This is a genomic window from Halobacillus dabanensis, from assembly GCF_900114165.1.
In the GTDB taxonomy this organism is placed as follows: domain Bacteria; phylum Bacillota; class Bacilli; order Bacillales; family Halobacillaceae; genus Halobacillus; species Halobacillus dabanensis.
The window spans coordinates 84,316-105,161 of record NZ_FOSB01000001.1; the positions used below are offsets into that span (position 1 = coordinate 84,316).

18 protein-coding genes and 1 other annotated feature (1 of these 19 running past the window's edge) are annotated in these 20,846 nt (G+C 41.1%); all 18 genes read left to right on the forward strand.

Features of this window, described 5'->3' with window-relative positions; translation table 11 throughout:
• The first annotated feature begins 18 nt into the window (after positions 1–18).
• The 18 genes from mdh to thrS all read left to right on the forward strand — a co-directional run bounded on the left by mdh (position 19) and on the right by thrS (position 20,351).
• Positions 19–957, forward strand: a complete 939-nt coding sequence (gene mdh / locus BMZ58_RS00405; RefSeq protein WP_075034592.1) for a malate dehydrogenase — start codon at positions 19–21, stop codon at positions 955–957.
• Positions 958–1,031: 74 nt separating this feature from the next.
• The gene (locus tag BMZ58_RS00410; protein ID WP_075034593.1) at positions 1,032–1,508 is read left to right on the forward strand and encodes a MaoC/PaaZ C-terminal domain-containing protein; all 477 of its coding nucleotides are present in this window, start codon (positions 1,032–1,034) and stop codon (positions 1,506–1,508) included.
• Positions 1,509–2,172: 664 nt separating this feature from the next.
• Positions 2,173–2,868 carry a response regulator transcription factor gene (locus BMZ58_RS00420; protein ID WP_075034595.1) on the forward strand — a complete coding sequence of 232 codons (696 nt, stop codon included), beginning with the start codon at positions 2,173–2,175 and terminating at the stop codon, positions 2,866–2,868.
• Positions 2,869–4,623 (forward strand): two-component system histidine kinase PnpS, encoded by a 1,755-nt coding sequence (pnpS, locus tag BMZ58_RS00425; protein ID WP_075034596.1) that lies wholly within the window; start codon positions 2,869–2,871, stop codon positions 4,621–4,623.
• Positions 4,624–5,038: 415 nt separating this feature from the next.
• Complete coding sequence (gene hflK, locus BMZ58_RS00430; protein ID WP_075034597.1) at positions 5,039–6,001, forward strand: FtsH protease activity modulator HflK; 963 nt, start codon at positions 5,039–5,041, stop codon at positions 5,999–6,001.
• Positions 5,998–6,924, forward strand: coding sequence for a protease modulator HflC (gene hflC / locus BMZ58_RS00435; protein WP_075034598.1), 927 nt, complete (start codon positions 5,998–6,000; stop codon positions 6,922–6,924). The genes hflK and hflC overlap by 4 nt, the downstream gene beginning before the upstream one ends.
• Positions 6,925–7,071: 147 nt before the next feature.
• Positions 7,072–9,711, forward strand: coding sequence for a DNA polymerase I (gene polA / locus BMZ58_RS00440; RefSeq protein WP_075034599.1), 2,640 nt, complete (start codon positions 7,072–7,074; stop codon positions 9,709–9,711).
• Positions 9,712–9,726: 15 nt separating this feature from the next.
• Complete coding sequence (gene mutM / locus BMZ58_RS00445) at positions 9,727–10,566, forward strand: DNA-formamidopyrimidine glycosylase (RefSeq protein ID WP_075034600.1); 840 nt, start codon at positions 9,727–9,729, stop codon at positions 10,564–10,566.
• A 48-nt stretch (positions 10,567–10,614) separates the two neighbouring features.
• Positions 10,615–11,211: a manganese efflux pump gene (locus BMZ58_RS00450; RefSeq protein WP_075034601.1), complete on the forward strand. Its 597-nt coding sequence runs from the start codon at positions 10,615–10,617 to the stop codon at positions 11,209–11,211.
• A gap of 14 nt (positions 11,212–11,225) precedes the next feature.
• Positions 11,226–11,825: a dephospho-CoA kinase gene (coaE, locus tag BMZ58_RS00455; protein WP_075034602.1), complete on the forward strand. Its 600-nt coding sequence runs from the start codon at positions 11,226–11,228 to the stop codon at positions 11,823–11,825.
• A gap of 130 nt (positions 11,826–11,955) precedes the next feature.
• On the forward strand, positions 11,956–12,990 hold the full coding sequence (locus BMZ58_RS00460; RefSeq protein ID WP_075034603.1) for a glyceraldehyde-3-phosphate dehydrogenase: 1,035 nt from the start codon (positions 11,956–11,958) through the stop codon (positions 12,988–12,990).
• A 244-nt stretch (positions 12,991–13,234) separates the two neighbouring features.
• Positions 13,235–13,612 (forward strand): adenosylmethionine decarboxylase, encoded by a 378-nt coding sequence (gene speD / locus BMZ58_RS00465; RefSeq protein ID WP_075034604.1) that lies wholly within the window; start codon positions 13,235–13,237, stop codon positions 13,610–13,612.
• A gap of 217 nt (positions 13,613–13,829) precedes the next feature.
• Complete coding sequence (locus BMZ58_RS00470; protein ID WP_075034605.1) at positions 13,830–14,204, forward strand: cytosolic protein; 375 nt, start codon at positions 13,830–13,832, stop codon at positions 14,202–14,204.
• Positions 14,205–14,243: 39 nt separating this feature from the next.
• Complete coding sequence (gene nrdR / locus BMZ58_RS00475; RefSeq protein ID WP_075034606.1) at positions 14,244–14,708, forward strand: transcriptional regulator NrdR; 465 nt, start codon at positions 14,244–14,246, stop codon at positions 14,706–14,708.
• 70 nt (positions 14,709–14,778) lie between these two features.
• Positions 14,779–16,134 (forward strand): replication initiation and membrane attachment family protein, encoded by a 1,356-nt coding sequence (locus BMZ58_RS00480; RefSeq protein WP_075034607.1) that lies wholly within the window; start codon positions 14,779–14,781, stop codon positions 16,132–16,134.
• A 14-nt stretch (positions 16,135–16,148) separates the two neighbouring features.
• Positions 16,149–17,081: a primosomal protein DnaI gene (gene dnaI / locus BMZ58_RS00485; RefSeq protein ID WP_075034608.1), complete on the forward strand. Its 933-nt coding sequence runs from the start codon at positions 16,149–16,151 to the stop codon at positions 17,079–17,081.
• A gap of 185 nt (positions 17,082–17,266) precedes the next feature.
• Positions 17,267–18,085 (forward strand): sporulation protein YtxC, encoded by an 819-nt coding sequence (gene ytxC / locus BMZ58_RS00490; RefSeq protein ID WP_075034609.1) that lies wholly within the window; start codon positions 17,267–17,269, stop codon positions 18,083–18,085.
• A 319-nt stretch (positions 18,086–18,404) separates the two neighbouring features.
• Entirely contained in the window at positions 18,405–20,351 is a 1,947-nt protein-coding gene (gene thrS / locus BMZ58_RS00495; protein ID WP_075034610.1) for a threonine--tRNA ligase, read from the forward strand.
• A gap of 432 nt (positions 20,352–20,783) precedes the next feature.
• Positions 20,784–20,846, forward strand: a sequence feature (ribosomal protein L20 leader region) (it continues 60 nt past the right edge of the window).

Sequence of the window (20,846 nt, forward strand, 5' to 3'; positions counted from 1 at the left end):
AAAAGAGAGGGGATCATTATGGCTATCCGTAGAAACAAAATATCAGTAATTGGTGCTGGTTTCACTGGTGCTACGACTGCACTAATGCTCGCACAAAAAGAGCTTGGAGATGTTGTCTTAGTCGATATTCCTGACATGGAAGATCCAACCAAAGGTAAAGCCTTAGATATGTTAGAAGCAAGCCCTGTCCAAGGGTTCGATGCTAAAGTTACAGGTACTTCCGATTATTCGGATACAAAAGACTCTGACTTAGTCATCATCACTGCAGGTATAGCACGTAAACCTGGTATGAGTCGTGATGATCTCGTCAATACCAACTCTAAAATTATGAAGAGTGTAACGAAAGAAATCGTTAAAAACTCTCCGGATTGTTTTATAGTTGTTTTAACAAACCCTGTTGACGCCATGACATATTCAGTATTCCAAGAAGCTGGATTACCGAAAAACCGTGTCATCGGACAATCCGGTGTCCTGGATACCGCCCGCTTCCGCACTTTCGTTGCGGAAGAGTTGAATGTTTCCATCAAGGATATTACTGGCTTTGTTCTTGGTGGACATGGAGATGATATGGTTCCAATGATTCGCTATTCATTCGCTGGTGGAATTCCTCTTGAAAAATTGATTTCCAAAGAGCGATTAGATGCGATTGTAGAGCGTACCCGTAAAGGTGGCGGAGAAATTGTTGGTCTTCTTGGGAATGGAAGTGCATACTACGCACCAGCCGCTTCTCTTGTGCAAATGGCAGAAGCAATTCTGAAAGACCAGCGTCGTATTCTACCAGCTATCGCTTACCTTGAAGGGGAATATGGCTATGACGGTATTTATCTTGGTGTGCCTACAATTCTTGGTGGTAATGGTATAGAAGAAGTGATTGAGCTTGAACTGACGGAAGAAGAAAAACAACAGCTCGATCAATCGGCTGATTCTGTTAAAAATGTGTTAAATGTTCTAAAATAAAAAGAAGGGATTCGGGGAACACCCTCGAATCCTTTTTTTTACCTTCCGGGAAAACGTTTACAAGGAGTGAACATATGTTAGGAAAGAAGAGAAAACTAGGGAAGAAAATCAGTGATGTAAAAGTGGGGGAAGAGTTTTCTACATCGTTCACAGTAGAAGATCGTGATCTGTTGATGTATTTGGGATTGACAGATGATGCAAACCCTTTATACATTCAGCATGATTATGCATCTCAAACTCCTTTCAAAAGGCCAGTAACTCCTACAGTTATGGTGTTTGGAATGGTTACTTCTATTGTATCTATGCACTTACCGGGGCCCGGCAGTCATGTGATTCAACAGAATTTGGATTATCCAAAACCAGTGTTTCATTATGCTGAAGTAAAATTTGACTTAAAGGTTAGAGAAGTAGATAAAGAAAATCATCATGTACATCTCGATGTTCATGGTTATGATGAAGAAGGGGATGTTGTGGTAAAAGGTTCACTTGTTGTCCAACCCCCATACGAACCTGATTCCATGAATGCCCGATCATTAGAGAATTTTTACTAAAGGCCTATAACATAGGTCTTTTTTTACTTCAATAAAGCTCCCTATTCTTGAAGACTCAGTTTCGAGACTTTAGGGGGAGTATTAGGGTCTACGGGAAAAGGTTCGCTTTCCGTGGGGCGGGCGGTGAGCCTCATCGAGCTAAAGCTCTGCGGGGTCTCACCTGTCCCGCAGATCCCACGGAGTCTCACCGTTTCCCTCCGCCCCTTTCCATGATAAGTATCTCGAAACCATCTTCAAGTAAAGGAAGCAGCATGATGTAATTGAAAATGCGGTAATCACAAGCTTGAAGTGCTATTCTCCCTCTACTTATGGCAGGGTTATTGTTAGGCGATTTCGAGTAACTCTTACGGCAAGGGGAGGTGAGGGATGAGGAGACTCCTGCGGGAAAGGATAGACTGGCGAGACCCCGCAGGTCATGAAGTGACCGAGGAGGCTTGCCGTCTTCCCCGCGGAAAGCGACTTATCCCCCACCGACCCTTATTCGCAATAAAAGTCTCGAAACCGAGTCTTCCGGAATACTGCCAGATTGTTGAACAAGGGGAAGAAAAGGATGAAAGTTTGGTGTGGGGTTTATATTAAGATTAAGTAAAGATTATAAAGATTCGTATTCAAAATGTTATCTTCATTGTATGATGAACCTAACTAGTAGGTAGAGGTGATGACAATGGAACAGAAAATTTTGATTGTTGATGACGAAGAATCAATTGTAACATTACTCAAATATAATATAGACCAGGCAGGGTATGAAACAGATGTCGCCTACAATGGTACGGATGCTCTAGAAAAAGCCTCTAACACATCGTTTGACTTGATCGTATTAGATGTCATGCTCCCCGGAATGGATGGGATGGAAGTGTGTAAGAAGTTGAGACAGTTGCAGATAAACACACCAATTTTAATGCTTACAGCTAAGGATGATGAATTTGATAAAGTATTGGGGCTGGAATTGGGCGCTGATGATTACTTGACGAAGCCGTTCAGTCCGCGAGAAGTGGTGGCAAGAATTAAAGCAATTTTAAGACGATTGGTTCGTGAGCCTGTCGGAGGGGAGAAAAATTTCATTCAAGTCGCTGACCTTTCGATTTATCCTGAGCAGTATGAAGCTACAATTAAAGGGGAACCGCTAACCTTCACACCAAAAGAGTTTGAGCTACTGTTATATTTGGCCCAAAATTTAGGCCGTGTATTATCGAGGGATCAGTTGTTAAGCGCTGTTTGGAACTATGACTTTGCGGGGGATACTCGTATAGTTGACGTTCATGTTAGTCATTTGCGTGAAAAAATAGAACCAGAAACGAAGAAGCCTGTTTACATTAAAACGATCCGCGGGCTTGGATATAAAATGGAGGAACCAAAGTAAATGTCCTCCAATACTAAACCGTTGATGACGTACACTGTCCTAATAGTCATCGTCATGTTAGGACTTGGGATCATTCTTGCTCAACTGACTCGCGGTTACTTTATCAATATTTTTGAGCAGCGCATAGAGTTGGAAAGCCAGTATTTTGTAACCTTTTTGGAAAGATTCAAAGAAGATAGGGATATTAGCAAGGAAGAACTATACAACTTTAGTGAACAGCTTAATACGGGAATGGTATTTATATCTGCTTCCGGTGAGAGAGTCATAGATACAGTTGAAGCTATTCCGGTCATTGATGAGAAAGAAGTGCAGGAAGTGATTTCCAGAGTTACTAACGGCCCAGAATCATATGGAGAAGGGCAAATGATCGATAACATCTTTTATTATTCAGTTAATGAAGAAGTTATCGATATTGATGGGAGCCTTATTTTAATTTCTCCTGTAAATGCTTTGACTAATATCACTAAAAATATTTGGCTGCTGATCGGGTTTACACTCTTACTCGGACTTATTATCATCTTTGTTATCGGATATAATATTTTTTCAAAATATATCCGTCCGATTCGCTCAGCAACAAATGTGGCAACGGAATTGGCACGAGGGAATTATAAAGCCAGGACGTATGAAGGGCATTTTGGAGAAGCCGGTCAACTGAGTCAATCGATTAACATTCTGGCTCGGAATTTACAAGAGATGACTAGTTCAAAAGGTATGCAAGAGAATCAACTAGAAGCTGTCATCAACAATATGGGAAACGGACTTGTTCTAATTGATGAGAGAGGGTATATCGTGTTATTGAATCGGGCTTTTTTTGAAACGTTCGGTGGTCAACAAAAAGACTATATCGGCTATCTGTATCATGACGTCATTCCATATACGGCTATCCATGAAACCGTCCAAAAGATTTATATGTTTGAAGAAACAGTAAGTGAAAATTTCGTATTGCCGGTGAACATTAATCAGAAGCATTTAGAAGTTACAGGAGCGCCTATTTTCAGTGAAGAGAAGAGATGGAAAGGAGTCGTTCTCGTTTTTCACGACATTACTGAGCTCAAGCACTTGGAGCAGATGAGGAAGGATTTTGTAGCAAACGTTTCGCACGAGTTGAAGACTCCAATCACTTCGATTCGAGGCTTTTCTGAAACTCTATTGGATGGTGCGATGAAAGATGAAAAAATGCTTGAACAATTTTTACATATCATTTTAAGAGAAAGTGGGCGTTTACAATCTTTAATTCAGGATCTTCTGGAACTTTCTAAGGTAGAGAGGGAAGACTTCAACATGAATGTAGAAGAAATAGATGTCCAGCGACTTTTAAATGATTTATTGCCGATCGTTAAACAACACGCTGATAAAAAACAGGTCCAATTGTCAGCGTTTATCGAAGGTGTGACAATAATTCAGGGAGACTCCAGCCGCTTAAAACAAGTGTTTATGAACCTTCTTACAAATGCGATTAATTACTCGGAAGAAAACGGGAAAGTGGGGATACATTTCCAGGAGTCTAAAGATTATGTAACAGTCAGTATTACGGATAATGGAGTGGGTATTCCTGAGGAAGAAGTGCCCCGGATTTTTGAGCGTTTCTATCGAGTAGATAAGGCTAGAAGTAGGAATTCTGGGGGGACAGGTTTAGGCTTAGCTATCGTCAAACACATAGTAGAAGCTCATCATGGTACGGTTAGAGTCGAGAGTGTTATAGATAAGGGAACGAGCTTCCATGTTGAAATCCCCAAGAAGTTTACAGAAAATTAATATATCTTTAAAATCAATATAACAGTTCTTAGATAAAATATCGTTGAAACCCTTTCATCCAAGGTGTTTTCTCTTTTAGGCAGAAGCTTCCCTCGCTTCTGCCTTTTTTTATTAGGAAATACAGTATCTTATATTGCTCACCCCATCCCATCCTCAGGTTATAAGCATTAGTTCTTGCAGAAGGGGTACTTCCTCCAATCGTTTTTTTGTCCTTTTTGACCTTTAAAAATTCCCCAAGTTTTTGTTAAAGGAAATTATATAACAAGACAGATTCCCCTTTCTGATCATCTCATTTTTATCGAATTCACTATCTACAAAGTCTCTTAAAGGAATCTTTAAATCAGCTGTGGAATATTGAAACTTTTTTGTAACATGAACGTAATAATAGTATTCAAAAGATAAAGGGGAAGTCGATATGAGTCTTAGCCAATTATACAAATGGATTGGGCTTGTGGTTGTGGGTGCTCTGTTGATCGTGGCATTGATTACCACATGGTACACCGTCGATGAGTCCGAACAGGCGGTTGTCTTAACGTTCGGAAAAGCGGAAGAGGGTATCACTGATCCAGGTCTGCACTTCAAGATGCCTTGGCCGGTCCAGGAAGTGGAAAAAATGTCCAAAGAAACATTCAGCCTGGATTTTGGTTTTAATGATAATGGAGACGAAACAGATAAAGTAACCATGATTACAGGGGACGATATGATTCTTCAAGCAGATCTTGTAGTCCAGTGGAAAATCACCGAACCAGCAGCCTACTTGTTCGCTTCTGAAGATCCAGAGCAAGTTCTTTTCAATGCTACTTCTTCCTCTTTGAGAGGCGTGATTGGTAGTAGTGAAATTGACGAAGCTTTAACTTCAGGAAAAGCAGAAATCGAAAATGAGGTAAGGGAGAATTTGGTTCAGTTAATTGACAGTTATGAAATCGGCCTATCGATTATAGATGTTCGACTCCAAGAGGTAGATCTTCCTAATCAAGAAGTTCGGCAAGCATTCACAAAGGTTACGGATGCTCGTGAACAAAAACAAAGTAAGGTTAATGAAGCAGAAAAATATGCTAACCAGAAGCGTGAAGAAGCACTTGGAGAGAAAGATGCAATCATGCAGCGTGCAGAAGGAGCCAAAGTCGAAAGAGTCCAAAATGCAACGGGGGCTGTATCCAGTTTTACCGCACTGTTAGAAGAGTATCAGGGTAATGAAGCAATCACCCGTGAGCGTTTAGTTATGGAGACCTTAGAGCAAGTACTTCCTCAAGCAAATGTCTACATTATGAATGATGATGGAAATACGATGAAATACTTACCTCTCAACCAGGGAAATATCCAACAAAATGTTGTTCCTCCATCGGAGAATGACGGTGAGGAGAGTGAAGAATCATGAATGATAGCATACACAAAGAAAATGAAAAGCAGCAAAAAGATTTAAAAAAGTATATAAAAGCCGGGGTGGTCCTGGTCATTTCTATCAGTATTGTTTTACTAGCATTAAGCTCTATGGTCATTGCGAAGGAGGGGGAATACAAAGTTGTCCGTCAATTTGGTGATGTTGTACGGATACACGAAAATCCAGGATTAAAGTTCAAGGTGCCGTTAATCCAGGAGGTTTCCACTTTGTCTAAGAAGAAAATGGTATACGATGTGGATGAAAAAGAAATTACTACACTTGATAAGAAACGTATGATCATAGATAATTATGCGATTTGGAGTATATCTGATCCCGAAAAAATGATTTCTAATGCAAGAACGGAGATCAATGCAGAAGCCAGAATGGGAGAGTTTATTTTTTCTATCGTTCGCTCTGAATTAGGGAAAATGAACTTTTCCGAAATCATAAATGAGGAGGAAAGTTCCAGGGGTGTATTGAATGAAGAGATTACCACTAAAGTTAACCAATACTTAGAAAGAGATAACTATGGTGTCGTAGTGGACGATGTGCGAATTAAGCGATCTGATTTACCTGAAGCCAATGAAGAAGCAGTCTTCAATCAAATGATTACAGATCGCGAAAAGATAGCCCAACAGTATTTGTCAGAAGGGGAAGCAGATAAAAGCAGAATCAGAGCACAGGTCGACAGGGAAGTTCAGGAAATGTTATCAACAGCACGAGCGGATGCTGAGAAAATTCGTTCGGAAGGGGAGCAAGAAGCTGCAAAGATTTATAATGATGCATTTTCTCAAGATCCAGAGTTCTACCAGCTTTATCGAACACTTGAATCTTATAAGGAAACGATCGATGGGGAAACCACCATCATTTTGCCACAGGATTCACCATATGCTGAATTGTTATTAGGTTATTTCGAATAATAGAGAATGCGCGCCTTTTTCCTCTCTACTGCAATCATGGTAGAATGATGAAAAAGGCGTTTTGTATATCGTATTGGATCCGATACTAGTTAGATTTTACAGCGATTCATATTTTTCAGATCGCTATTTCATAAGAGGAGTGAGCCTATGGCTGAAAAGGTAGTATTGATTGATGGGAATAGTATTGCATACCGGGCGTTTTTTGCATTACCGTTATTGAACAATGATAAAGGTGTTTACACAAACGCGGTTTACGGTTTTACTACGATGTTGTTGAAAATTTTAGAAGAAGATCGACCAGATCATCTTTTAGTCGCTTTTGATGCGGGTAAAACAACGTTTCGCCATAAAACCTATGAGGATTATAAAGGTGGTCGTCAAAAGACACCTTCGGAACTGTCAGAGCAATTTCCTGTTCTTAAAGAGTTATTAGATGCATTTGAAGTTAACTATTATCAATTAGAGAATTATGAGGCTGACGATATAATCGGGACATTAGCGACACAAGCAGGGCAAAAGGGATTGGATGTCAAGGTGATTTCTGGGGATAAAGATCTTCTACAGTTAGTCAATGACCAGGTGACGGTCAGCTTGACGAAAAAAGGAATCACGAATGTCGATACATATACTCCTGATTTCTTATTGGAAAAAATGGAAGTTCGCCCCGATCAAATTATTGACTTGAAAGCATTGATGGGTGATAGCTCCGACAACATCCCTGGAGTACCGGGGGTAGGGGAGAAAACAGCTGTCAAATTACTGAAGCAGTTTGATACATTGGACAACCTGTATGAGAATCTTGGAGAAGTTAGTGGAAAGAAATTAAAAGAGAAGCTTGAAATAAATGAAGAAGATGCTCGTATGAGTAAACAGCTCGTAACTATTGAACGAGAAGCCCCTATTGAAATCGATGTAAAGGACATTTCTTATCAAGGGTATCAAACGCAAAAGGTCAGTCAGTTTTTTAAAGAGCTTGGATTCCAATCTCTTCTTTCCCGTGTCCAGGATGGAGGCGAAGGAACCGAAACGGAAGAAGTGTTGCCAGAGATTGAAGTAGAAGTAGTCGATGAGGTGACAGCCGATATGTTCACTGGAAAAGAGGCTGTTGTAATCGAGATGCTTTATGAAAATTATCACACTGCTCCGATAGAAGGAATAGCGATCGTAAATAGTAATAAGAAATTTGTTCTGTCCATGGATAATGCCAAAGAGTCGAAAGTGTTCAAGGCATGGGTGGAGGATGAGAAGAAGGAGAAGTGGGTTTTTGATGCGAAACGCACCTCAGTAGCACTTATGCGATATGGAATGGATGTGAAAGGAATTTCTTTCGATCTGTTGCTTGCTTCCTATTTGCTAAATCCCTCTGAAAATAATCATGACATTCCAGCTATCGGCCATCGTATGGGAGAGACAGCGGTGAAATATGATGAAGAAGTGTATGGCAAGGGTGCCAAAATGAAACGCCCAGAAGAAGATGTTGATTTTCATGCTCATATTGGCAGAAAAGCGGCTGCTTTATACAACATGAAGGAAGAAATGGAAAAACAATTAAGAGAGAATGAACAATATAATTTGTACAAGGAACTTGAAATGCCATTAGCTCTCATTCTGGCACGTATGGAACACAGGGGCGTCCGGGTAGATGTAGAGCGCCTTCAAGGGATGGGAGAAGAATTAGAAGAACGTCTGAACAAAGTAGAGCAGGAGATTTATGAATTAGCCGGAGAAAAGTTCAATTTGAACTCTCCTAAACAGCTTGGTCCTATCTTATTTGAAAAATTAGAACTACCTGTAATCAAAAAAACGAAGACAGGCTATTCAACTTCTGCTGATATATTGGAACAACTTAAGGATCAACATGAAATCATCCCGAAAATCCTTTTGAATCGACAGCTGAGGAAATTGAAATCCACTTATATTGAAGGTCTATTGAAAGTAGTCCACGATGAGACAGGTAAAATTCATACTCGTTTCAATCAGGCATTGACACAAACAGGGCGATTAAGCTCTACGGATCCTAACTTGCAAAATATCCCGATCCGTTTGGAGGAAGGGCGGAAAATCAGGCAGGCATTCGTTCCGTCTACAGAGGGGTGGATCATGTTTGCCAGTGACTATTCTCAGATTGAACTACGTGTACTTGCACATATCGCACAGGACGAAAAGCTTATGCAAGCATTCAAAGATGGCGAGGATATCCATACTCAAACGGCGAGTGAAGTATTTGGTGTCACCAGAGATGAAGTAACAAGTGAGATGCGGAGACAAGCGAAAGCTGTTAACTTCGGAATCGTTTATGGAATAAGTGATTATGGGCTATCCCAAAGCCTTGGTATAACAAGAAAAGAAGCGCAGGCGTTTATTGATAAGTATTTTGAAAGCTATCCTGGCGTGAAAGCTTATATGGATGAAACCGTGCGGGAAGCCAAAGATACAGGATATGTAAAAACTTTTATGAACCGCAGACGATACCTTCCGGATATCAAGAGTCGCAACTTTAATAAGCGCAGCTTTGCTGAAAGAACGGCGATGAATACACCTATTCAGGGAAGTGCAGCAGATATAATCAAAAAAGCAATGATTGATTTAGAAGATCGCCTGCAACAAGAAAATTTACAAGCAAGGGTTTTACTACAAGTGCACGATGAACTGATAATAGAAGCACCAAAGGAAGAGATTCGTACACTTGAAGAAATCGTCGCATCCGTCATGGAAAATACCGTTGAATTGGACGTTCCGCTTAAAGTGGACTCCTCCTACGGAGATACATGGTACGATGCAAAGTAAGAGGAGAATGATCACATGCCAGAATTACCTGAAGTTGAAACCGTTAGGAAAACACTTAAACATCTTACCGTAGGAAAAGAAATTGAGAGAGTCTCGGTTTACTGGGGGAATATTATTAAGCGACCTCAAGATCCCCAGGGGTTCGGCCAGATGCTGATTGGTCAAACAATTGAAGATATCAGCCGTAAAGGGAAATTCCTTATTTTTCACTTGAATGACATAACTCTAGTCTCTCACTTGCGTATGGAGGGTAAGTTTGGAGTTTATGATAAGTCCATAGAAACACCGAAACATACCCATGTCGTTTTTCACTTCACTGATGCAACGGAGCTCCGTTATAACGATGTCCGTAAATTCGGAACCATGCATGTTTTTCCTAAAGGCACGGAAATGAAAAATAAGCCTTTAAATCAATTGGGCCCTGACCCTTTTGATGAGGCATTCACTTTGGATTATTTTTACAAAAAGCTTTCAAAAACATCAAGGAACATGAAATCCGTGTTACTGGATCAGTCTATAGTGGCTGGTCTTGGTAATATTTATGTGGATGAGGCTTTATTCAGAGCAGGTATTCACCCTGAGCGTATCGCCAACACACTTACAAAAGCAGAAGTGGAAAAGGTTCGGGAAGCAAGTATCGCCGTTATCTTGGAAGCTATTGAACAAGGTGGCACAACGATACGCTCCTACTTGAATAGCCAAGGAGAAATCGGGATGTTCCAGCAAAAACTCCGGGTATACGGTAAACAAGACAGCGAGTGTATACAATGCGGCTCCCTGATCACCAAATCGAAGGTCGGTGGTCGAGGGACCCATATATGCCCGTTATGCCAACCGTTACACACTCCTGGGTAAATCCCCATATACTATCCCACAGCTTAAGACATAAAGGTGTGGAAATGTATGGGGATTGGTATGTTTATTTTCTTATTTGTTACCGCAGTAAGCATCGATAGTTTTGGAATCGGCTGTGTTTTAGGATTGAAAAAAGTTGGCCTAACCATGAAAGGAGTACTCTTGATTGCCGGTTTGTCTGGCATTATGTTTCTTCTTTCCTCCTTTTTCGGTCACTTACTCGTCCAATTTGTGGCAGCTGATGCTGCGGAACGAGTGGGAGCGCTTGCGCTAATAGGAATAGGGATATATTTTTTATGGCAATTTTTTAAAAAAGAAAAAGTATCAGAGCGAGAGCCTTGGCTGAATCCGACGAAGGTGTTGAATGATCCAGTTGCCGCCGATGTGGATCGGTCAGGAGGAATACAAGGGAAAGAAGTGTGGTTGTTAGGAGCAGCTCTATCTCTTGATACGATTGGGGCGGGAATCAGTGGAGCATTGATTGGAATTCCCACGTTTTTTACGGCGGTCATGATTGCAGCTTCGACTTTCATCATGCTTGCCTGTGGAATCCTTAGTGGTAAGAAACTAAGTGATAAGGCCGAGAGCCTATCCATATTACCTGGAGTTTTATTGATCATCATTGGTTTAATTAAGTTATCATAAAGGGGGGAGTAAGGATGACCTTAGTCATTGGACTCACAGGAAGTATAGCAAGTGGAAAAAGTACAGTTGCCAAAATGTTCAGGGAAATGGAGATTCCCGTCATTGACGCAGACCAAATCTCAAAGGATGTTGTAGAGCCAGGGCAAGCGGCCTACGAAGAAATCGTCCACCATTTCGGTGAAACTATATTGCAGGAAGACGGAAGAATAGACAGAAAGAAATTAGGCCAAATCATTTTTGCTGATGAAGAACAAAGAAACCAATTGAACAGCATCGTGCACCCGAGGGTAAGACAAGAGATGATTAATCGCCGAGAATACTATAAACAAAAACAATATGCTGCGGTTGTTCTTGATATCCCATTACTCTATGAAAGCAACCTGACTGATTATGTTGAAAAAACATTGGTTGTCTATGTTGATGAAAACACCCAACTAGAAAGGTTAATGGAAAGAGATCAGTCAGGGGAGGAAGATGCTAAAGATCGCATTCAATCACAAATGCCTCTCAATAAGAAAGCGGGTTTGGCAGATGCGGTCATTAATAATAATGGGTCTATAGAAGAAAGTTATCGACAATTAAAAGACATACTTCACGATTGGAATATCGTATAATAACACGTCTGGGCAGACGTGTTATTTTTTTATGAGAAGTTAACATTTCTTCTGTAAAATCGTTTACAATATGTTATACTATTTCTGAAAATGAGTCATAAAGTATATCACATATATAGGGGGCTGGAACATGAGGAAGACAAAGATCGCCATTAATGGTTTGGGTAGGATTGGTCGCATGGTTTTCAGAAAGGCTGTTATTGATGAAGCAATGGATTTGGTTGCTGTCAATGCGAGTTATCCAGCTGAAACGATTGCACATATGTTGAAATATGATAGTGTCCACGGTCGTTTCGACGGGGAGATCAAGGTAGTTGGAAACGATTTAACCGTAAATGGTAAGAAAGTCAAACTTTGTTCAACGCGTAACCCTTTAGAACTTCCGTGGAATGAGTTGGATGTAGACATAGTCATAGAAGCGACGGGGAAATTCAAAACTAAGGAAGATGCGGGCCTCCATATCGAAGCAGGAGCGAAAAAAGTCATTATAACAGCTCCCGGTAAAGAAGTGGATAAAACCATTGTGATGGGTGTCAATGAAGAAACATACTCTCCAGGAAGCCATGATGTAATTTCGAATGCTTCCTGTACTACAAACTGCTTGGCTCCTGTCGTCAAAGTATTAGAAGACGAATTCGGGATTGAAAATGGCTTGATGACAACGGTTCACTCATTTACTAATGATCAGAAGAACCTAGATAACCCTCATAAAGATTTGCGCAGAGCACGTGGATGTACCCAGTCCATTATTCCGACTTCAACTGGAGCGGCAAAGGCACTTGGAGAAGTGATTCCTACACTGAAAGGAAAACTGAACGGAATGGCATTGAGGGTTCCGACGCCTAATGTTTCTCTCGTCGACCTGGTTGTCGATTTAAAAAAAGAAGTTACAGCTGAAGAAGTGAACGAAGTATTTTCATTGATGGCACAGGGAAAAATGAAAGGGATACTAGAATACAGCGATGAACCTCTGGTTTCCATTGACTACACAACTTCTTCATCATCCGCCATCATAGATGGTTTATCAACTCAAGTAATTGATGACCGTAAAGTGAAAGTACTTGCCTGGTACGATAACGAGTGGGGATATTCTTGTCGTGTAGTGGATTTAGCGAAGTATGTAGGGGATTTGATGAAACAGCAAAAGACAGCCCGGGTCTCCTGATATAAAGGCATCCATTGTATTTCATACTAGGATGGAATATTAAATAATCTCTCTAATTGCGGGGGAAAATATATCTTGCAAATTGGGGATAAACCATATATACTTTCTTTTGAACTTCTGAATTTCACATATATTCATGTCTACTCAAAGGGTTAGGACCTCTCAGGACTAACTTTCCCCCGTGGTAGTTCATGGCTGTTATTTCAGAAGAGAAGAAGTGAATGTACAAAGGGGGATCCTAGATATGGATACAATGGGAAGACATGTACTTGCAGAATTATGGAATTGTAATGAAGAAAAATTGAACGATATGACGTATATAGAACAAGTCTTTGTAGATGCTGCCCTTAGAGCGGGTGCCGAAGTAAGGGAAGTTGCTTTTCATAAATTTGCTCCCCATGGAGTAAGTGGAGTTGTAATTATTTCTGAATCACATTTGACGATCCACAGTTTTCCTGAACATGGATATGCCAGTATAGATGTGTACACATGTGGAGATCGTATTGATCCTAATGTTGCTGCTCAGTATATTGTAGATGCTCTGGAAGCAGGGAAAAATGAAACGGTAGAAGTACCAAGAGGTATGGGCCCTGTAGGAGTACAGGAGTCTCGTGCTTTATAATGGATCATCGAGCCATGCAGGTCTTTCCTGCGTGGCTTTCTTTGTGAATCAGGGAAGAATAAAAAAGTTGGGGGTTCTTGTTGGAAATATTAGCTGCAGCGCCTGGCGTCCTAGGCAATCGGCAATCCGCTTCTTTTCTATATATCGTTTCTTATTTTTATAAGTCGTGTTAAAATATAGGGAGATTATGTCGAATGGAATTGAAGGGGTTAGGTAAGTGAAAGCATTTATTTCCAGGTATTTCAGTAATCATTCCGAAACGAGTGAACAGCATAAGGATTCAGCACTTGTTACACACTATTATAAAGCAAAGCACGATGATCTTTTCCGCGCAGTGGAAGAACTTTTTTCTGCACCTTCTGAAATCATCGCTAGTTCTAAAGAGCGTGGAGAGCTAACGGTTAAATACAAAGGAAAGCGACGCGCATTCGTGGTGGTGACAATAATTATGGTACGTCCATTTCGGACAGCCGTCGATTTTTCAGTCACGACAGATTCAGGCGGACCTGTGGATTTGGGTTACAGTCGGAATTTGATTGCACACTTTTATGAAAAACTGGACAGCCAGTTCACTACTACCGATCCGTCCTAATGAGAGGTCGAAACGAAGACGATGTGGAGTTGATCTAACGTGAAGTGTCCGAATTGCCACTATAAAAGTACGAAAGTTCTTGATTCCAGACCGATTGAAGAAGGACAAACAATTAGAAGACGCCGTGAGTGTGAACAATGCCAGTTCCGATTCACCACCTTTGAACGGATTGAAGAAGTTCCTTTGATCGTTGTGAAGAAGGAAGGAACAAGAGAAGAGTTCAGTCGTGAAAAGTTAATGCGCGGGTTGATCAGAGCATGTGAAAAACGTCCGGTTGCGGTTGAAGAGTTAGAACGTGTGACGATGGATATTGAAAAAGAGTTGAGAAATCGCGGAGTGTCCGAAGTGATGAGTGAAGATATTGGAGAAATGGTCATGGAGCGTTTATCTGATATTGACGAAGTCGCTTATGTACGTTTCGCTTCCGTTTATAGGCAGTTCAAGGACATCAATGTTTTCATTGATGAATTGAAAGAATTAATTAAACATGAAGATGATAAATGAGCCTGGACCGGCTCATTTTCTTTTTCATAGCTCATTTTTAAAATTTTTTAGGAAAGAGGAGGTGTAGACGATGAATAACTCTATCGGTAAACTTCTACCTGTGGATGGCTTCAGAATTCTACGACGTGGAGAATTGCCTCGAAGTTTTCATCGTTCTTTATCCCATCTTTATCAGCCGATTGTCGGAAGACTAGCCATTTCTCTCTACTATGTCCTAATATCGGAATCTGACATGATGGGAGAAGATCAAATACAAACTCATCATACGTTGATGTCTTATTTGTCTGCTCCTTTGGACAAGATATATGAAGCAAGAGCAAAACTAGAAGCAATCGGCCTTTTAAGAACATTTCGTTCTACCAATGAGGATCAGCAATCCGAATACCTTTATTCAGTTTATCCTCCATTTTCTCCAGAGGACTTTTTTCTCGACGATATGCTGTCATTGCTCTTGAGCCATGAACTTGGTGCGGAGAAATACGAGCGCTTAAAAGCACGGTTGTTAAAGTCTGAACTGCCTCTTGAAGAGTTTACAGAGGTTACGGCAACTTTCGATGAGGTCTTTCATAACAAAATGGTGGAATCTGTTCAAAGAGAAACGGAATTCCTGGCCAAACAAAAGAAACAAAGCGAATCACGAGGACCCATTACTTCTGCAGAGCGGGTCGATTTCGAGTGGTTATATCATGCCCTGAAAAAACGGATGTACCCTCCTGAACAAATACTGAATGGGCGGAACAAGAAGTTGATTGTTCAGTTGGCCACATTATATGACTTGACGAATATTGAGCTTGAGAAAGCTGTTACATGGGCGATTGATGAGAACCATTATTTAGTTGAAGAGGAATTGAAAGCTGCTTGTCATGATTTCATGAAAGGTCAGGACAATAATGGGGATGGGAAGTCTGTTATAGATAGCAGGGATAAAATAAAGGTGCAACCTTCTTCAGATGCAGGTAGTAAAGAGGACCAATTTATCCAAATGTTAGAGGAAATATCTCCGCGTGAACTTTTAGAGGACGTATCAAGCGGGAATCGTGCCTCAGAACAAGATTTGAAAATGATTCGTGATGTGATGACAGAACAAGGTATAGCCCCAGGCGTCATGAACGTTCTTGTCCACTATGTTCTTCTGAAAACAGATATGAAATTATCAAAAGCGTATTTGGAAAAAATAGCAAGTCACTGGGCTCGTAAAAATGTTAAAACGGTAAGGCAAGCGATGAACCTTGCTAAAGCTGAGCATCAAAAATATCAGCAGTGGGGAAAACAGAAGTTCCAGAAAAAGAAAGGGCAAAAAGATGAAGTCATACCTGTTTGGTTTAATAAACAGAATGAGGGTGAACAAGAACAGACTTCTTCTTCACCAGTGAACACGGACGAAATTGCAGAGCGGATTAAGAAACTTACGAATAAAGGAAATTAAGGGTGGTGAAAACCATGGAACCCATTCAAAAGTCATTAAAAAAATGGATGCGAGATAATAAACAGTTTCAACAGCGGATGAACCACATGAAAGAAGAGGTCATGCAATCTGGTGAAGTAAAAAAACTGATGCAGGAACATGAGTCATTAAATGAAGAAGCGATAGAGAAACAATTGATAAAGCTATATGAATATCGCACGCAATCAAAAAATTGTGAGAAATGTCCAACGAGAGAGGAATGTATCAACATTCTCCCCGGTTATGTCCCCCGACTAGAAGTAGAAGGGGCGGATGTTAAGCTTGTTTATGACAAGTGCAGACGTCAACGGAAACATGAACAACAGGAAGAGCAAAAGTCTCTTGTCAGGAGTTTACATATGCCGCGGGAAATTCTGGAGGCTTCCCTAGAGAGGATGGATCTTCAAGATCCGGAAAGAGGGAGTGCCGTAGAGAGAACTGTCCAATATATTGAGGGCTTAAATGACGAATTGCCAAGTAAAGGTCTTTATTTTCACGGACCATTTGGCGTAGGTAAAACATACTTTTTAGGTGCAATTGCCAATGAACTGAGTGCAAAGAATATTCCCTCCATGCTCATTTATATGCCTGAGTTTGTCCGTGAAATAAAAGCTTCCATAAAAGACGATTCCATGAGTGAAAAAATCGAAGCATTTAAGGAAACTCCTGTACTCATGCTTGACGATATTGGAGCTGAATCACAGTCTGCCTGGTTTAGAGATGAGGTGCTTGGAAGTATATTACATTATCGTATGATGGAAAGGTTACCTGTATTTTTCACTTCAAACTATACTCTAAATGAATTAGAAAAAGTGTTGATGACGAGTAATAGGGGTGAGGTAGAACAGGTGAAAGCTAAGCGAATTACAGAACGTATCCGCCAATTAAGCGAAGGAGTTCTTGTTAATGGAAAAAACAGGCGCGGGTGATTCTTACAAATACGTAAGGACACTAGCATGAATCCCTCTCTTCTCACATAAATATAACAAGGAATAGACAACTTTATGTCCAAGATAATGATTATCCGGTCCTTGGTTTATCTGCGATCCCCATTAGGGCGGTCCAGATATTGAGTATAGAAACTGATTGAAGTCGGGATGAGGGGGAATTTTCGGTGTTTTCCATACATTTTTCTAATCGTTCAGAAGCGGTTATTTTTTATAATGCGATCGTTTCAGAACAAGAACTTTGGATCTTCAAAGAATACCCTAGCCATTATGAAGTGAAACTGATGAATGACTCTTTAAGCGGTACCGCCTATGTAGAATCTGTTCGTGCCTTTTTACAAGTAATTCGCAAAAGAAAAATGCTCGGTTGGATGGAAGGAATTCTCAAACACAGATTTTACTATGATGACAGCCAGGAAATACAGCGAATCTTAGAAATTGGACGAGAGTTTGAAGATAAGCCTCCAAATGGCCTCCACCTTCCTCCCATCCATTATTATCTCCGGGCATTTATCCAGGACTACCTGTCGACCCGGTGGTTCGTAGAATTTGATGAATTCAGTGCTGCCTGTCTTCAATCCATACATGAGTGTCTTATTAAATATACGGGTAAAATTATAGATGAATACAAGCAAGAAGAGTCTTATCAACTTTTATTGGATTCGTGGCGTCATAGAGTTCACCATAAGGATACAGGAGTACAGCTTCTCCACCTTTTGGACGAGGATGGTTTAATCTATTACCATGATGAGGGGAACCCCATCAGCGAGTCGGAAACCAAATTGTATATGAAGCAGTATCCTGATGAATGTATTGCTGATTTGCCTATTGAGTGGTCTGTTACGCCAGCGCTTGCACATGCCCCTGATGAACTTATTATTTATTCAGATGAAACTGACCATTCTAACCTGGAGTTACTCATGAGCATATTTGAAGAAAAAGCTTCATGGCGGCCCAAATCACAATTTCCTTTCAAAATGGGTTGATTTCCTTTTCCTAAATGGATATAATAACGTACATATTAAATCAACGGCTTGGAAAAGGACATGAACATAAAGTGGCGCAAGATCAGAGAGAGGAGTCATCGGCTGGAAACTCCTTGTTGACGGCTTTATTGTTTACCACCTTGGAGCCCTGTCTGTGAACCTCTACTTAGTAATAGGCAGCGTATGATCCGCGTTAAGGAGAAAGAGCCGCAATCTTTGCGGGAATTTGGGTGGAACCACGAGTGACAACGCTCGTCCCTTAGCATATTTGCTGAGGGGCGGGCGTTTTTTATATTTATTTAGAAAAGGAGTGTTAGACATGTCGAATGCGATTCAAATCAAATTTCCAGATGGTAACATAAAGGAGTTTGAACGAGGCACGACTGGTGAAGAAGTCGCTCAATCGATATCTCCAGGCTTGAAAAAACAAGCATTGGCAATCAAATTAGATGGAGAACCTTACGATATTAGAAGACCGATCGAGCAAGATGGGGCGATAGAAATTCTCACATACAAAAACCCTGAAGGTCTAGAGGTGGTTCGCCACTCGACAGCCCACTTGATGGCTCAGGCTATCAAACGCTTGTACGGAAACGTAAAACTAGGGGTAGGTCCTGTCATTGAAAACGGCTTCTATTATGATATCGACATGGAAGAATCACTCACACCAGAAGATCTTCCGAAGATTGAAAAAGAAATGCAGCGAATTGTAGATGAGAATTTGGAAATCAAACGTGTGGAGCTATCACGCGAAGAAGCAATCGAGAAGTATAAAGAAATCGGTGATGATCTTAAGCTTGAGTTGATCGAAGCGATTCCTGAAGGAGAGCAAGTAACAATTTATGAGCAGGGAGAATTCTTTGATCTATGCCGTGGGGTTCATGTCCCTCAAACAAGTAAAATCAAAGTCTTTAAACTGTTGAGCATTTCCGGCGCATACTGGCGTGGAGATAGTGACAATCAAATGTTGCAGCGCATTTACGGGACGGCATTTGAGAAACAATCACATCTGGATGAATATCTGAAAATGCTTGAAGAAGCAAAGGAACGTGACCACCGTAAACTAGGAAAAGAGCTGGATATTTTCACAGTCAATCAAAAAGTTGGCCAAGGCTTGCCGATGTGGTTGCCGAAGGGCGCAACGATTCGCCGTACAATTGAGCGTTACATCGTGGATACGGAAGAAAGACTAGGTTATGACCATGTCTATACACCAGTACTTGGAAGTGTAGATTTGTATAAGACAAGCGGCCACTGGGATCATTACCAGGACGACATGTTCCCGACAATGGAAATGGATAATGAAGATCTCGTTCTTCGTCCAATGAACTGTCCTCATCATATGATGATTTACAAGGACCAATTCCATAGTTATCGTAACCTTCCCGTCCGTATCGCTGAACTTGGTATGATGCACCGTTATGAAATGTCCGGCGCTCTTGCAGGATTGCAACGTGTACGCGCAATGACTTTGAATGATGCGCACATTTTTGCCCGTCCAGATCAATTGAAGGACGAATTCAAGCGTGTCGTTCGTCTTGTGCAAGAAGTATATCGTGACTTCGGCATTAATGATTATTACTTCCGTCTTTCCTATAGAGACCCTGAAGATAAAGAGAAGTATGTAGATAATGATGCTATGTGGGATAAAGCACAGGCTATGCTTAAAGAAACAATGGAAGATATGGAACTTGAATATGTAGAGGCAGAAGGGGAAGCCGCTTTCTACGGTCCGAAACTTGATGTTCAGGTGAAGACAGCCCTTGGTAAAGATGAAACTTTGTCTACAGTACAATTAGACTTTCACTTGCCTGAACGTTTTGATCTCACATACGTAGGAGAAGATGGAGCTGATCACCGCCCAGTCGTTATTCACCGTGGGGTCGTTTCTACAATGGAACGTTTTGTCGCCTTCTTGATTGAAGAATATAAAGGAGTCTTCCCGACTTGGTTAGCCCCTGTCCAGGCAAAAATCATCCCAGTTTCTGCAGAGGCACACCTGGACCACGCCAAAAAAGTGGAAGATGAATTACGCGAAGCGGGTGTCCGTGTAGAAGTAGATGAAAGAAATGAGAAGATCGGTTACAAGATCCGTGAAGCTCAAATGCAAAAGATTCCGTTCCAGCTTGTGGTCGGTGATAAGGAAATAGAAGATAACGCCGTAAACGTACGCCGTTATGGAGAACAGAATTCTGACACAAAACCGTTGGAGACATTCAAGCAGGAAATCCGCAATGAAATTGATCAAAAGCTTCTAAGAAAGTAATAGAAAAGTCCGCAAGCCTTCCCTAAGGTTTGCGGGCTTTTTCACGATTTGGTTTATTGCACAATATGGCAGTATTCCGGAAGACTCGGTTTCGAGACTTTTATTGCGAATAAGGGGAGGTGGGGGATAAGTCGCTTTCCGCGGGGAAGACGGCAAGCCTCCTCGGTCACTTCATAGCTCGAGGAGGCTCACCGACCGCCCCACGGAAAGCGAACCTTTTCCCGTAGACCCTAAACTCCCCCTAAAGTCTCGAAACTGAGTCTTCAAGAATAGGTTTGTGGAAGGAGGAAAAAGGTGGGTTTGCTTGAAAAAACCTTGATTTTTATGAGAACATCCCTTATTCTAATTTAAGTAGTCATGTCGACGGATTCCAATGTTGACATGCTTCATAAGGCATGCTATTATAATTTAGGTAACTGAATGAACGGATCTAGAGACAAGTAGGAGCACCCGCTTCTCACCTGATCGACGCTATAAGCAGTTGGCAGGTCACTA